The sequence below is a fragment of the Bradyrhizobium sp. USDA 376 genome (genome assembly GCF_054063675.1).
This window is the reverse complement of the sequence record NZ_JBSSGN010000001.1, coordinates 7,857,769-7,873,164: the sequence shown is the minus strand read 5'-3', so window position 1 is coordinate 7,873,164 and position 15,396 is coordinate 7,857,769. Positions and strand designations below refer to the sequence as shown.

Genomic DNA, 15,396 nt, shown 5'->3' with positions numbered 1-15,396 from the left:
CTGCTAGTTACCTGTAGCAACTAACATTAACCACTTGGGGATACCTTCTCTGGGTAAGGGCGCGTGCGCAACTATCTGAATTCATCTGTTTCTTGCGCCCCGGCGCGGGAGCGGACATCTTGAGTAGCGATCCGAAGCTGGAACGGATTGCGAAGGGCAACGCGCTGGCACTCTGCGCCACCGGAACCTGGACCGCGAGCTTCGCGCCGGTCCTGGAGCGGATGGTGGCGGATGCCGAGAAGCTCGCCGGCGGTCCGCAAAGCATCTTCATCGACGTCTCCGAGGTCGCCAAGCTCGACACGTTCGGCGCCTGGCTGATCGAGCGGCTGCGCCGCAGCCTGACGCAAGGCGCGGTCGAGGCGCAGATCGCAGGGCTGTCGGCCAATTATTCGAGCCTCGTGGACGAGGTGCGGCGGGTCCGGGCGACGCCCGTGGTCGAGACCTCAACGATCACCATCACCGGCATGCTGGAGCAGATCGGCCGCGCCGTGGCCGGCGTCGGCGGCACCGTGGCGGGCCTGATCGACATGCTCGGCGCGGTGCTCGCGGCGGGCTTGCGCGTACTGATCCACCCGCGCTCATTCCGCCTGACCTCGACCGTGCACCACATGGAGCAGGTCTGCTGGCGCGCGGTGCCGATCATCGTGCTGATCACCTTCCTGATCGGCTGCATCATCGCGCAACAGGGTATTTTCCACTTCCGCCGCTTCGGCGCCGACATCTTCGTCGTCGACATGCTCGGCGTGCTGGTCTTGCGCGAGATCGGGGTGCTCTTGGTCGCGATCATGGTCGCCGGACGTTCGGGCAGCGCCTACACCGCCGAGCTCGGCTCGATGAAGATGCGCGAAGAGATCGACGCGCTGCGCACGATGGGCTTCGACCCGATCGAGGTGCTGGTGCTGCCGCGTATGCTGGCCCTGGTGCTGGCGCTGCCGATTCTCGCCTTCCTCGGCGCCATGGCCGCGCTCTATGGCGGCGGCCTCGTCGCCTGGCTCTATGGCGGCGTCGATCCCGAAGCTTTCCTGCTGCGCCTGCGCGACGCCATCTCGATCGACCATTTCATCGTCGGCATCGTGAAAGCACCGGTCATGGCCGCCGTGATCGGCATCGTCGCCTGCGTCGAGGGGCTCGCGGTGCAGGGCAGCGCGGAGTCGCTGGGGCAGCACACCACGGCATCGGTGGTGAAGGGTATCTTCTTCGTCATCGTCATGGACGGCGTGTTCGCCATCTTCTTCGCCTCGATCGGGATGTAACGATGGCTGGCGAAATTCAAAATCCCATCATCCGCGTCCGCGACATCACCGTGCAGTTCGGCACGACGCGCGTGCTCGACGGCCTCAATCTCGACGTCAAGCGCGGCGAGATCCTCGGCTTCGTCGGTCCTTCCGGCGCGGGCAAGTCGGTGCTGACGCGCACCATCATCGGCCTGGTGCCGAAGGTCGCGGGCAGCATCGAAGTGTTCGGCGTTGATCTCGATTCCTCCAGCGCGTCGCAGCGGCGCAATGTCGAGCGGCGCTGGGGCGTGCTGTTTCAGCAGGGCGCGTTGTTCTCCTCGCTGACCGTGCGGCAGAACATCCAGTTTCCGATGCGCGAATATCTTCGCGTGTCGCAGCGGCTGATGGACGAGATCACCATGGCCAAGCTGACCATGGTCGGGCTCAAGCCCGAAGTCGCCGAGCGTTTCCCGTCGGAACTCTCGGGCGGCATGATCAAGCGCGTCGCGCTCGCACGCGCGCTGTCGCTCGATCCGGACCTCGTGTTCCTGGACGAGCCGACCTCGGGTCTCGATCCGATCGGCGCCGGAGATTTCGACGAGCTGGTGCGGACGCTCCAGCGCACTTTGGGTCTGACCGTTTTCATGGTAACCCACGATCTCGACAGCCTTTACACCGCTTGCGACCGCATCGCCGTTTTAGGGAACGGTAAGATCATTGCGGCAGGGTCGATCGCCGACATGCAGGCCTCGCAGCATCCCTGGCTGAGGCAGTATTTCCATGGCAAGCGCGCCCGCGCGGTCATGAGTTGAGTAGCCGGAGCACTTGATGGAAACGCGGGCGAATTACGTCCTGATCGGATCGTTCACGCTGGCGGTGATCGCCGCGGCGATCGGCTTCGTGCTCTGGTTCCAGTCGCTGCACACCACCAAGCAGCGCAGCCCGCTGCGTGTCGTGTTCGAGGGCCCGGCGGCGGGCCTGCGCAACGGCGGCAGCGTCAATTTCAACGGTATCAGGGTGGGTGAAGTGGTCTCGGTGAAGCTGGACAACCCGCGGCGGGTTGTCGCACTCGCCATGGTCGAGAACAACGCCCCCATCCGCAAGGACACCCTGGTCGGCCTCGAATTCCAGGGCCTCACGGGCGTCGCCGCGATCTCGCTCAAGGGCGGTGAGGAGGCGGCTCCGCCGCCGCCGCTCGACGAGGACGGCATCCCGACGCTGACGGCCGACCCCAACAAGCTCCAGGACGTCACCGAGGCGATCCGCGGCACGCTGCAGAACATCAACAAGATCGTCGCCGACAACCAGGAATCGGTGAAGAACTCGCTGAAGAACCTGGAGACCTTCACCAACTCGCTGGCGCGCAATTCCGAGAAGATCGACGGCGTGATGGCCAAGGTCGACGGCGTGATGCTCAAGGCCGACAGCCTCATGCTCGGCCTCAACACGCTGGCCGGCGGCAAGGACGGTGGCGAATTGTTCCAGGCGGTGAAGTCGATCCGCGAACTCGCCGACGATTTCGACAAGCGCTCAGGTGCACTGATTTCCGACGGCCGCCGCACGCTGGGCGACATCAGCCGCGCCGTGAACAATTTCGATCGCAACCCGACCCGCGTGCTGTTCGGCGCCAGCAACTCATCGCAAGCCGCTCCGCCGCCCGAACCGCCGAAGCCGGCGGCGAACGAGCGCCGCAGACAGTAGCAGTCCCTTCGTCCATCACTCGTCTCACGCGCGATACGCATCGACGTCGCGCGATGACCGCGGCGTGCGCGCCGCTCGGGACGGCGACGGTCCAGTGACGATACGAAAGTATGGGGGTCCGGCCGAGCCAAGGTAGGGGAGGGGCTGGCCGTCGTTGTCAGCTATATCGCGCTCAAGTCGCGCCCACGAAAAGGCGCGTCGACTTCACTCACAGGGGAGGAGAGCGCGTGGTACGCCTGTTGCTGTTGTTGCCGTTCATCGGCCTGATGATCGTGCCATTCTACAATATAAGGGAGCCGCATCTGTTCGGCTTTCCCTTCTTCTACTGGTACCAGCTCGCCTGGGTGCCGCTGACCTCGCTGCTCACCTACATCGTGTACAGGAGCGTGCGTCGTGCTGACTGATGTCGATAGCGCGGCGTTCGCCGTATTCCTCGCACTGTTCATCCTCGTCACCGGCATGGGCTTCGTGGCGTCGCGCTGGCGCAAGCCGGAGACGCTGGCCCATCTCGACGAGTGGGGCCTCGGCGGCCGCAAGTTCGGGACCTGGATCACCTGGTTCCTGGTCGGCGGCGACTTCTACACCGCCTACACCGTGATCGCCGTTCCGGCGCTGGTCTATGCGGTCGGCGCCTACGGCTTCTTCGCGCTGCCTTACACCATCATCGTCTATCCCTTCGTGTTCGCGGTGATGCCGGTGTTGTGGAAGGTCGCCAAGGAGCGCGGCTACGTCACCGCGGGCGATGTGGTGCGCGGTGCCTACGGCTCGCGCGGGCTCGAGCTCGCCGTTGCGGCCACCGGCGTGCTGGCGACGATGCCCTACATCGCGCTCCAGCTCATCGGCATGGAAGTGGCGATCAAGGCGCTCGGCCTTCACGGCGAGGTGCCGCTCGTCCTCGCCTTCCTGGTGCTGGCGCTCTACACCTATTCGTCGGGCCTGCGCGCACCGGCGCTGATCGCCTTCGTCAAGGACATCATGATCTACATCGTGGTGATCGCCGCGATCGCGATCGTGCCGTCCAAGCTCGGCGGGTACGGCGCGATCTTCACCGCGGCGGATGCGGCCTTTGCCGCGAAGGGCTCGGGCGGCACCCTGCTGTCGCCGGCGCAGATCGTGCCATACGCCTCGCTGGCGCTCGGCTCGGCGCTAGCCGCCTTCATGTACCCGCATACGCTGACCGGCATCTTCGCGTCCTCGGGCGGCAACACGATTCGCAAGAATGCGATGCTGCTGCCGGCCTATACGCTGCTGCTCGGGCTGCTCGCGCTGCTGGGTTACATGGGTCATGCGGCGGGGCTCAAGCTCGCCAGCAACAACGACGTCGTGCCCGAGCTGTTCAAGACGCTGTTCCCGAGCTGGTTCGCGGGCTTCGCCTTCGCAGCGATCGCCATCGGCGCGCTGGTGCCGGCGGCGGTGATGAGCATCGGCGCGGCCAACCTGTTCACCCGCAACTTCTGGAAGGTGTGGGTTGATCCGAAGGTGACGCCGGCCGGTGAGGCGAAGGTCGCCAAGATCACCTCCATGCTGGTGAAGGTCGGCGCGCTGCTCGCCATCCTGCTGATGCCGACGCAGTTCGCGCTCGACCTGCAGCTGCTCGGAGGCCTCTGGATCCTCCAGACGCTGCCCGCGCTGGTGTTCGGTCTCTATCTGAACTGGTTCTCGAGCACCGCGCTCCTGGCCGGCTGGGCCGTCGGCCTCGCAGGCGGATCGTGGCTGGCCTGGTCGGACGGGTTGAAGCCGCTGCACGGCGTCGATTTCGGCACAGGCCCGGTTGCGATCTACACCGGCCTCCTGGCGCTCGCGCTCAACATCGTGGTTGCCGTCGTGGTCAACTTGGTGCTCAAGCGCACGCCTCAGGAGCGGCTGTCCCGCGAGGCGGCCTGAAGTGACCTGCCACTGGCGGCCGGAGATCCCCGGCCGCCGGTCTTCTCCGGAATGAATAGCCTTCCATGCAATTGAAAACGCTCTAGTATCTGCCCGCGCTCCGGCCCCGCTCGTCGCGGGCGGATCGGACGGTCTCGGGTGAGGATGTCTTGCAGGCGTGGTTCGTTCTTGCGGTCGCTGCCGGCTATGTGACCACGCTGTTCCTGGTTGCCTGGTGGGGCGACCGGCGGAGCGCCGGCGGGCCGCTGGTTTCGCCGAACTCCTGGGCGGCCGCGATCAGCTATTGCCTGACGCTTGCGGTCTACAACACCTCGTGGAGCTTCTACGGGTCGGTCGGGCGCGCCGCCACCAGCGGTCTGGACTTCGCCACGATCTATATCGGCCCGACCCTGGTGCTGCTGTTCGGGCAGAGGCTGCTGTCCAAGGTGATCGCGATCGCGAAGGCGCAGAACGTCACCTCGATCGCGGACTTCATCGCCGCGCGCTACGGCAAGAGTCAGGTGCTGGCGGCCTTCGTGACGCTCGCCTCGCTGCTTGGCGTGCTTCCCTACATCGCGCTTCAGCTCAAGGCGGTCGGCAAGAGTTTTGACTATCTGATCCTGCAGCCCGAGCGGGCCGGCGGCGAGGCGCTGCTGTTCTGGCAGGACTCCGCATTCGGCGTGGCGGCATCGATGGCGCTGTTCGCGATCGTGTTCGGCGTCCGGCATGTTCACGCCAGCGAGCACCATCGCGGGCTGATGCTCGCGATCGCCTTCGAGAGCGTCGTCAAGCTGGTCGCATTCCTGATCGTTGCGTTGTTCGTGCTGTTCGGACTATCAGGCGGGCCGGCCGCACTGCTGTCGCAGTTCAAGTCGGATCCGCAATTGGCGGGAATCCTGAGCTTCGACCCGACGCAGCCGGTCTGGCCTTCGACGATCATCATCTCCGCCATCGCCTTCCTGTGCCTGCCGCAGGCATTTCATGTGGCCGTCGTCGAGAACGAGGCGCCGTCGCATACGCGCACCGCGGCATGGCTCTACCCGGGTTACCTTGCGCTGTTCAGCCTGCTGATCCTGCCGATCGCCGCGGCGGGGCTCACGAGGTTCGGCGCCATGATGGATCCCGACACCTACGTCATTTCACTGCCGATCGCGGCGGATGCCGGCGCCGTCAGCCTGGTCGCCTTCCTGGGCGGGCTGTCGGCCGCCACCGGCATGGTGATCATGACGTCCGTCGCGCTGAGCACGATGCTCTGCAACGACGTCATCATGCCGTTGCTGCTGCGCTCGCGGTTCTTCGGCCTGCGTGCGCAAAGCCGGCCGATGACCTCGGTGCTGGTGGCCGTGCGCCGGTTCTCGATCCTCGGGATCCTGTTGCTCGCCTACCTGATGCACCGCCTGGTCAACCAGTCCTATCCGCTCACCGTGATCGGTCTGTTGTCGTTCGTTGCGGTCGCGCAGTTCGGACCGGCCTTCGTCGGAGGCTTGTTCTGGCCGCGCGCCAACAAGGTCGGCGCGTCGGTCGGGATCGCGGCCGGATTCTGCATCTGGGCCTATACGCTGCTGCTTCCCTCGGCCGCGCCGCTCTGGCCCGGGGTCGAGGAGGTCGTGCGCCATGGCCCCTGGCAGCTCGCCTGGCTCAAGCCGAACGCGCTGTTCGGACTGGAAGGGCTCGATCCGATCTCGCATGCCACGCTGTGGAGCCTTGCCGCCAACCTCGCCTGTTTCCTGGCATTCTCCGCGTTCGGACGGCAATCGACCGTCGAGCGCAACCAGGCCGCAGCGTTTGCCGACGGCGTCGTCCGCGAGATCGTTCCAAAACTGTCGTCGCGCGTGGTGATCCGTCTCGACGATCTCCGCGCGCTGACGCTGCGCTTTGTCGGCGTGGAGCGGGGCGCGGCGGCATTCGACGGTTATCTGGCTGCTCGCACGACCGGTGCCGGGCCGCGTCTCGATCCGTCGGGCCTCGTCGATCTCGACTCGGTCCGCTTCACGGAGAACCTTCTCGCCGGTGCGATCGGCGCGGCGTCGGCGCGGGTGGTGATCGCGGCGTCGCTGGAAGGGCACTCGCTGTCGCGGCGGGAGGCGATGGCGATGCTGGACGAGGCCTCCGAGGCGTTGCGCTTCAACCGCACGCTTCTGCAGAGCACGCTCGAAAGCGTGCCGCAGGGTATCTGCGCGTTCGACGCCGATTTCAACATCACGGCCTGGAACGGCCGCTTCATCGCGCTTTTGGACCTGCCGCCGGACTTCGTGCGCGTCGGCCTTCCGCTGGCGGAGCTGATCGCCTTCAACGTCGAGCGCGGCGAATATGCCGCCTCCGAATTCGCAGCGCTCCTCGTCAATCGCGATGTCGCGACGCAAAGCTGGCCCTATCGGTACGAGCGCAAGCGGCCCGACGGCACCGTGCTCGAGATCGTCTACGATCGCATCGCGGAGGGCGGCTACGTCTCGACCTATACCGACGTCACCGAGCGTCATCGCGCGGCGGAAGCCCTGCGGCGGGCCAATGAGGGTCTCGAGCTGCGTGTCCGCGAGCGAACCGAGGCGCTCGAGCAGGCCAAGGCGGAGGCCGAGCAGGCCAATCACGGCAAGACCCGCTTCCTGGCGGCGGCCAGCCACGATCTGCTGCAACCGCTGAACGCGGCGCGACTGTTCCTGTCCGCGCTCGACGAGAGCCTGCACGCTGCGACGCCATCCGGCGGAGCAGAGAAGGAGCGCAATCTGGCGAGCAGCGCGATCACGGCGCTGCGCTCGACCGAGCATGTGCTCGACCGGCTGCTCGACATCTCCTCCTATGACGCCGGTGCCGTTCGCGCCGAGCCGTTCGACTTCCCGATCGCCGATCTGCTCGTGCAGCTGAAGGTGGAGTTCTCGGCGATGGCGCGCGAGCGCGGGCTTGTCCTGCGCGTCGTCGATTGCGAGCTGGCGGTGCGCAGCGATCCGCATTTCCTGCGGCGGATCCTGCAGAACCTGCTGTCGAACGCGCTGCGCTACACGCCGAAGGGCCGTATCCTGCTCGGCTGCCGGCGGCGCGGCGGCGATCTGCGCATCGAGGTCTGGGACACCGGCGTCGGGATCGCGGCGGAGGATCAGAAACGGATCTTCGAGGAGTTCCAGCGTCTGGCGCCCGGATCGGAGAAGGGCCTTGGCCTCGGCCTTGCGATCGTGGACCGTGTATCGCGGCTCCTGGGCCATCCCGTCGACGTCCGATCGCGGCCCGGACAGGGCTCGTGCTTTGCCGTCACGGTGCCGCTGGCGCGCGGAGCGGGAACGCCGCTTCAGCGCAAGCCGGCAAATGCGCCGCCCGCAGTCGCGGAGCGCGCGCTGACGATCCTGTGCCTCGACAATGAGGCGGCCATTCTCGACGGCCTGACGGCACTGCTCGGCGGATGGGGGCACCATGTGCTGGTCGCCGCGGACGCGGGCGCAGCGATGGCGGCCGCCGGAGCCCATCCGCCGGACCTCGTGCTGCTCGATTATCACCTCGACGGCGGTCGCAGCGGCTTGGACTTTCTCGACGATCTCAGGCAGAAGTCGGGGCGCGACGTCCGCGCGCTGATCGTCACGGCCGATCGCAGCGAGGCGGTGCGCCAGGAGGCGAGGGCGCGCGGCTGCGAGATCCTGTCGAAGCCGGTCAAGCCGGCGGCGCTGCGGCGCTTCCTCGGCAGCGAAGCCTTGAGCCGGCAGCTCGCGACGAAACAGGAGACTCCCTGACAATGCGCATCCTGATCGGCGACGATCATCCGCTGGTCCAGGCTGCCTTGCGCAGCGCGCTTTCGACCGTGCTGCCCGATCTCGACATCATCGCCTGCCAGTCTCTCGACGAGGCGCTGAGCGTGCTGTCGGCCCAGTCCGACGAGATCGACCTGATCCTGTGGGACCTGACGATGCCGGGCATCCAGGGATTTGCCGCGCTGTTCATCCTGTCGGCGCAATTCCCGACCGTGCCGGTGGCGATCATCTCGGCACGGCAGGACGCCGCCACGATCCGCCGCGCCATTGCCTATGGCGCGTCCGGTTACATTCCGAAATCGCTCAGCCTGCCCGAGATGGCGGATGCGATCACGAAAATCCTCGCCGGTGAAATCTGGATGCCGCCCAATGTCGGCGGTCGCGGCTCGATCCAGAGCGCCGATGTCGAGCTGGCCGCGCGAATGGCGACGCTGTCGGCGCAGCAGCTGCGCATTCTCGCGATGATCGTCGAAGGCAAGCTCAACAAGCAGATCGCGGGCGAGCTCGATATCGCCGAGCAGACCGTGAAGGGCCATGTCTCGACCATCCTGCGCAAGCTCGGCGTCGGCTCACGGACGCAGGCCGCCGTCCTGGCCGAGCGGCTGTCGTTCGCCCAGCCCGGGGGCAATTGAACCTTCCACGTCCAAACGAAAACGGAGGCCGCGAGGCCTCCGTTTCCCTGTTCGTCATTGGCTATTGCCGTTTCACCCCAGCCGGCCCGCCGCGTGGGCGAGCAGGGTGTACACCAGGCCCGTCTCCGAGGTCAGGTGGCCGCGCAGCTCCTGCGGGCCGCGGCCGTCGCGGGCGACTTCGTCGAGCAGGCGCTCGAACTCGGCGACGTAGCGGTCGACCGTGCCCTTGAAGTTGCGGTCGGCGCGGTACTTGCGGGCGACCTCGTCAAAGGCCTTCTGGCCGGCGGGCGTGTAGAGGCGCTTGGTGAAGGCCTTGTTCTCGCCGCGCTGGTAGCGGTCCCACATCTCGGCGGCGAGGTTGCGGTCCATCAGCCGGCCGATGTCGAGCGACAGCGATTCCAGCGGATTGCTGCTGGCCTGCGGGGCCTGCGGCTGCGGTGCGGGCGCAGCAGCACGGCCGCGGGGAGCCTCACGTCCGGCCGGAGCGCCCTGATTGGCGTCCGTGCGGTTCAAGAGGTCCGACAGCCAGCCGTCACGGCCCTGGTCGTTGTTGCCAGGCGCAACCGGCGGCGCTTCGGTGCGGCGCGAGGGTGCGGGCATGCCGAGGTCCGGCGGCGGCAGCGTCGAGGCGCTACCGGTGTCGCGCATGCGGGTCTCGGTAGCCCGGCCGCCGACAGCGGCCATCATCGGCTCTTCCTGACGCTGGACGGCGACAGAAGCGCGGCCCGCCGTCGAGACGTCGAGGCCGCGGCCATGCTGGGCCACGATGCGGTTGAGCTCGGCGAGGGCCTCGATCTGGTCGACGATCACCTTGCGCATCTGCGCAGTGCTCTCGGCGGCCTCCTGCGGCATCTCGAGCACGCCGCGGCGCAGCTCGTTGCGGGTGGCTTCGAGCTCGTTGTGCATCTCGAACGCCATCTGCTTCATGCTGGAGACGAGGTTGGTGAACTTCTCGGTCGACTGCTTGAACATCGCATCCGCCTCGTCGGTGGTCTGGCGGTAGATGTCGTGCATCGCCTCGATGGTCTGGCGGTGCTCCTCCTCGGACGCCGAGCGCACCGCCTCGAACTGGCGGGTGATCGCGGCCGAGCCTGCGCCGGCGGTCTCGGCGACGACGCGAGCGATGTCGCGGGCACGTTCTTCGGCCGCGGCCAAGGATTCATCGAGCAGGCCGGTGAAGCGCGACAGCCGCTGGTCGAGATCGGCCGTGCGCAGGTCGATCGTGGTGACGAGCGATTCCAGCGCCTGCTTGCGCTCGGCGAGCGAGGCGGTGGTGTTCTTGTTGCTCTGCTCCACGACCTGCGCGGCATCGACCAGCGCCTTGCCGTGCTTGTCGAACTGGGTCGACAGCTCGCCGAGATCCTGGAGCGCCTTCGTGGTCTTGCTGTTGAACACGTTGAGCTGGTCTTCCAGGTTCTGCGTCGCCGCGCCGTTGCGCGAGGTGACGTCGTTCATCGCCGAGACGAAGTCGGCAACGCGCGTCACCAGCGCCCGCTCCAGCGAGTTGAGGTTGTCGTGCGCCCCGGTCAGCACCTCCTGGAGGAGGATGTTGCCTTCGCGCAGCCGCTCGAACAGGGCGACCGTGTCGGTGCGCAGGATCTTGCTGGTCTCCTGCATCTCGGTGACGGCCGCGATCGAGACCTGGCGCGACTGGTCGATCGCGGAACGCGAGGCCTGCTCGAGGTCCTTGAGCGACTTGCCGACCGCGCCGGTCGCCATCTCGCTCGCCGCGTTGATGGTGCGGGCGACTTCCGAGCCGTTGCCCATCATGGTCTGCGAGAACGCATGGCCGCGCGTCTCGATCGACTTCAGCGCGTCGGAGGTGACGCGGTCGATGTCGAGCGTGAGCTGGCTGCTCTTGGAGCCGATCGCATCGACCAGCGCGCCGCGCTTGGCGTCGATCATGTTCGACAGGCGGTCAGCCTGCTGCTGCACATAGGTGACGATCTCGTCGGTCTTGCCGGTCATGGCCTGGCCGAAGCTGCTGCTTGCGGCGAGCACCGAGCGCTCGACGTCGGCCGAGCTCGACTTGACCCGCGAGCTCGCCTCGTTGGAGGCGGAGATCAGCGCATTCTGGGCGTTCAGCGCGCTGGTCTGGATCTCGCTGGTCGCGTTCGTCGTGGCCGTGCTCAGGGCGCGCTCGATCTCGGTCGAGATCGTGCGGATCTGGCTTGCGGCATCCGCCGAGGTCGAGGTCAGCGAGGTCTGGGCCTCACGCGCGCTGTTGAGGATGGTCGAGGCGGTGTCGGCGCCGACCGCGGTCAGCGTGCGCTCGATGTCGGTGGTCAGCGACTTGATCTGGCTGGCCGCGTCGGTCGAGGCGGAGATCAGGGTGCCCTGGGCCTCGCGCACGCCGCTGGTGAGCGCCTCGATGGTGGCGCCGCCGGCGGTCGCCAGCGCGCGCTGCATCTCGGCCGCGAGCGAACGGACCTGGCCGGTTTGTTCTGCGGAGACAGCAAGAAGGGTGCTCTGGGCGTCGCGGGCGCTGGTTGTGATGGTCTCGGCGGTCGTCTGGCCGACCTGCGAGAGCGAGCGATGCACCTCGGCTGCGAGCGACTTGACCTGGCTTGCCGCATCCGAGGACGCGTTGACGAGCGTGCTCTGCGCCTCGCGCGCACCGGTCATGATGCTCTCGGCCGTCGCGGTGCCCGCCATCGAGAGCGAGCGCTGCACGTCCGAGGACAGCGCCTTGATCTGGTTGGCGGTCTCGGTCGAGGCCGCGATCAGCGTGCTCTGCGCATCGCGGGCGCCGGCGGTGATCGATTCCGCCGTGGTGGCGCCGGCCATCGACAGCGAGCGCTGCACGTCGGCGGTGAGCGTCTTGACGTGGTTGGCCGCGTCCGAGGACGCCGTGACGAGCGAGGTCTGCACCTCGCGGGCACCGGCCAGGATCGAGGCTGCGGTGGCGGAACCCGCCGCCGACAGCGTACGCTCGACGTCGGCCGCGAGTCCCTTGATCTGGGTGGAGGCATCGCCCGAGGCCGCAACCAGGGTCGACTGCGCCTCGCGGGCGCTGCTCAGGATCGAGTTGGCGGCGCCGGTGCCGACCGCGGTCAGCGCGCGCTCGACCTCGGTCGAGGTCATCTTGAGCTGGGCGTTGACGTCGGAGGAGACCGTCATCAGCGACTGCTGGGCGGTGCGCGCCCCGGTCTGGATCGTCTCGCTGGTGTTGACGACGAGGTTGGTGAGCGAGCGCTCGGCGTCCTCGACATGCGAACGGATCGCGGTCGAGATCATCTCGGCGCGGGACATCATGTCCTCGCTGGCCTGGCGGCCGCTGCTCTCGATACGGCCGGCGACGGCCTCGACGCGCGAGCCGAGCAGGTCCTCGAACTGCGCCACGCGCACGTCGATGTCGTTGGCAACCGAGCCGACCTTGGTCTCGATGGCCTGGTGGATGTCCTGGAAGCGCGCCGTGACCGTGTCGGTCAGGTGCGTGCTGCGGCCGTCGATGATCTCGGTGACGCCGGTGATGCGGCGGTCGACCGCCTCGATCGCCTGCGCGGTGCCGTCGGTGAGCGTCGAGGTCAGCAGCGTGAGGCGGGTGTCGATCGACTGCACGGCCTGCGAGGCGCCGTTGGTCACGGCGGTGGTGAGGTAGGTGAGGCGGGAGTCGATGGATTCGAGCGCCTGCGTCGCGCCGCCCGTCAGCGTCGTCGTCAGATACGTCAGCCGCGTATCGATCGACTGGATCGTCTGCGTGGCGCCGTCGTTCAGCGAGTTCGTGAGATGGTTGAGGCGCCCGTCAATCGTATCGATGGCCTGCGCTGCGCCGTCGGTGAGCGACGTCGTGAGGTGGCTGAGGCGGGACTCGATGGATTCGAGCGCTTGCGTCGCGCCACCCGTCAGCGTCGTCGTAAGGTGGGTCAGGCGGGAGTCGACCGACTGGATCGCCTGCGCGGCACCGTCGGTGAGCGACGTCGCGAGCGTGTTGAGGCGGCCGTCGATGGTCTCGGTCATCGACTTGGCGCGGGTATCGAACGACTGTTCGAGCGCGGCGACGCGGCCGACGAGCTGGTTGTCGAAGGTCTTGATGTGGCCCTCGATCGTACCGTCGAGGCCGGCGATCTTGCCGATCAGCGAGGCGTCGAGATGGTTGACGCGTTCGCCGATCGTGGTCTCGAACTGCACGAGGCGCTGGTCGAGCAAGGCCGTGATCTCGCCGCCGTTGGAGGTGAAGCGGGTGTCGAAATTGTCGACATAGGTCTTCAGCGACTCGTGGATGTCCTGGGTGCGCTGGCCCATGCGCTCGACGATCTCGCCGCCGAAGGTCTTCACGGTGCGGTCGAACTCGGAGATGTGGCGGGTGATCAGCGCGCCCAGCGTGCCGGAGTCGCGGGCGAACTTCTCGACCAGCTCGGTGCCCTGGTTCTTCACCAGCTCGTCGAAGGCGCTCATCTGCAGCGACAGAGAGTCGTGCGCGGTCTCGGTCTGGCTCACGACCTTGGCGACGAGGGTGTTGACGGTGGCGTCGAGCGCATCGCTCGCCTTGTCGCCGCTCGTCATGATCTGGTTGGCGAGGCGGCTGCCGGCGTCGTCGATCTTGGCGGAAATGTCGTTGGAGCGCAGCTCGAGCTCGAGCAGCAGCGAGTCCGACGAATTCTTCAGGCTGTCGTGCACCTGCTCGGTGCGCTCGGAGATGCCGTCGACGATCGCGGCGGAGCGCTGCTCGAACTCGCCGGTGATGCGGTCGATGCGCTCGTTCAGCATCTCGTGGACGCGGTCGGCGAGGTCGACGAACTCGTCGTGGACGTGGCCGGTCTTGAAGTTGAGGCTGGTGGTCAGCCGCTCGCTGGCGTCGAGCACGGCGCGCGTGGTCTCGTTGCTGGCTTCCTCGAGACGGTCGAGCAGGTCGCCGCCGCGCTCGCCGAGCGCCAGGATCATGTTGTCGCCGGCGTTGCTCAAGGCGCTGGTGATGTGGGCGCCGCGCTCTTCGAGCGCGCCGGTGATGGACTTGGCGACCTCATCGACGCGCGAGGCGATCGCGTCCGAGATCAGCGCGATGTCGTGGCGCAGATCGATCTGTACGCCGGAAATGGCGCTGCGGACCTGCTCGGCCTGGCCGACCAGGTTGTCGCGCTGATGCGCGATGTCCTGGAGCAGGGCGCGGATGCGCACTTCGTTGTCGCTATAGGCGCGCTCGAGCGCGGCGACCTCGTTGGCGACCAGCGTTTCGAGCTCGCCGGCGCGCGCGATCGCGCGCTCGATGCCGTCGCCCATCGCCGCGACCTCGCGGCGGATGGCCTGGCCGACGGTAACCATGGAATCGGAGGCCGAGCCTTCGGGCTCGGAGAAGCGGATCGCGACCTGCGCCATCGCCTGCGCGATCATGCGCATTTCCTGGCCGCGCCAGACGAGGCTCGCCAGGAAGTAGAACAGCATGATCGGCGCGAAGAACATCGCGATCAGGCCGGCGATGACGAGCACGCCGCCGCTCTGGCCCATGGCCGCCTGGATCGAGGGCAGGAAGCCGACCGTCAGCGCCGCACAGGCGGCGAGCCAGACGCCGGCGAAGATGGTGGCGAAGGTATAGACGCTGCGGGCAGGGCGGCCCCTCTGAAGCGCCTGGAGCAACTGGCCGATGGTCTCGCGGTCGTCATTGGCGGCGCGGCGTGTGGTGCGCGGCTCCTCGACCGGGTCGAACACGGTCGACCGTTCGTTGGCAGCGGGGCGCGGCTCGAAGCTCGGATCGTCGAAGACCGGGGGCGCAGGAGGCTCCACCGAAGGCGCCGTTTCGCTCCGCATCGCGGCGTTGCGGCTGGTGTCCGCAGCGGTGTCGCTGATGTTCAGGGCCTCCTGGATCGCAGAAAGCGCAACTTCTGTGGGGTCTTTGACCTTTTTGGGAGTGTTCGCCATGTTCAGTCCGAGCCCTCGTTACTTGTACACGCCCCCCGCGAGCCCTGCGCGCTACGCAAGCCCACAGACCGGATCATGCCGCTTATGCGGATCTCCGAGCCGTCCCCACCCGGACGGCTTGTCCGCCAATTTCCGCAACATCCTATTGGCAGAGCGTCGCGAATGAAATGCCTGCGATTAAGACAATCTTAATCATCGTTAACAGGATCGGGCCGTAACGCCTTAGCAATAAATGAAATTCTCTACGGAACTCGGTCAATTGCGGCGACTTTTCGTCAATAAACGGGCGGAATTACGTAAAACAGCCCAAACATTTCGTTAACCATTTTCGTGCTTGGCTGGGGCGAACCGTACCGCCGGACCGGCGGGACCATCGCGCGATGCCGGGGCCTGCGC

At 66.9% G+C, this 15,396-nt stretch carries 8 protein-coding genes; 7 read left to right on the top strand and 1 reads right to left on the bottom strand.

Going from position 1 to position 15,396, the window contains the following annotated elements; all coding sequences use genetic code 11:
* Positions 1 to 119: 119 nt before the first annotated feature.
* From ACVJ19_RS37105 to ACVJ19_RS37075, 7 genes are all read left to right on the top strand, one after another.
* Complete coding sequence (locus ACVJ19_RS37105) at positions 120 to 1,253, top strand: MlaE family ABC transporter permease (protein WP_453953985.1); 1,134 nt, start codon at positions 120 to 122, stop codon at positions 1,251 to 1,253.
* Between the two features lie 2 nt (positions 1,254 to 1,255).
* A complete protein-coding gene (locus ACVJ19_RS37100) occupies positions 1,256 to 2,026 on the top strand; it encodes an ABC transporter ATP-binding protein (protein ID WP_453953983.1) in 771 nt (256 codons plus the stop codon).
* Positions 2,027 to 2,042: 16 nt separating this feature from the next.
* A complete protein-coding gene (locus tag ACVJ19_RS37095; RefSeq protein ID WP_453953982.1) occupies positions 2,043 to 2,915 on the top strand; it encodes an MlaD family protein in 873 nt (290 codons plus the stop codon).
* A 227-nt stretch (positions 2,916 to 3,142) separates the two neighbouring features.
* Positions 3,143 to 3,319, top strand: coding sequence for a DUF3311 domain-containing protein (locus ACVJ19_RS37090; RefSeq protein ID WP_018317353.1), 177 nt, complete (start codon positions 3,143 to 3,145; stop codon positions 3,317 to 3,319).
* Positions 3,309 to 4,799 carry a monocarboxylate uptake permease MctP gene (gene mctP, locus ACVJ19_RS37085; RefSeq protein ID WP_453953981.1) on the top strand — a complete coding sequence of 497 codons (1,491 nt, stop codon included), beginning with the start codon at positions 3,309 to 3,311 and terminating at the stop codon, positions 4,797 to 4,799. Before ACVJ19_RS37090 ends, mctP begins: the two co-directional genes overlap by 11 nt.
* Positions 4,800 to 4,948: 149 nt before the next feature.
* Complete coding sequence (locus ACVJ19_RS37080; RefSeq protein ID WP_456739496.1) at positions 4,949 to 8,494, top strand: hybrid sensor histidine kinase/response regulator; 3,546 nt, start codon at positions 4,949 to 4,951, stop codon at positions 8,492 to 8,494.
* Positions 8,491 to 9,144, top strand: coding sequence for a response regulator transcription factor (locus ACVJ19_RS37075; protein WP_453955279.1), 654 nt, complete (start codon positions 8,491 to 8,493; stop codon positions 9,142 to 9,144). Before ACVJ19_RS37080 ends, ACVJ19_RS37075 begins: the two co-directional genes overlap by 4 nt.
* A gap of 72 nt (positions 9,145 to 9,216) precedes the next feature.
* Here the strand turns inward: ACVJ19_RS37075 and ACVJ19_RS37070 are convergent, their stop codons facing one another.
* Complete coding sequence (locus ACVJ19_RS37070) at positions 9,217 to 15,000, bottom strand: apolipoprotein A-IV repeat region-like domain-containing protein (protein ID WP_453953980.1); 5,784 nt, start codon at positions 14,998 to 15,000, stop codon at positions 9,217 to 9,219.
* Positions 15,001 to 15,396: the final 396 nt, after the last annotated feature.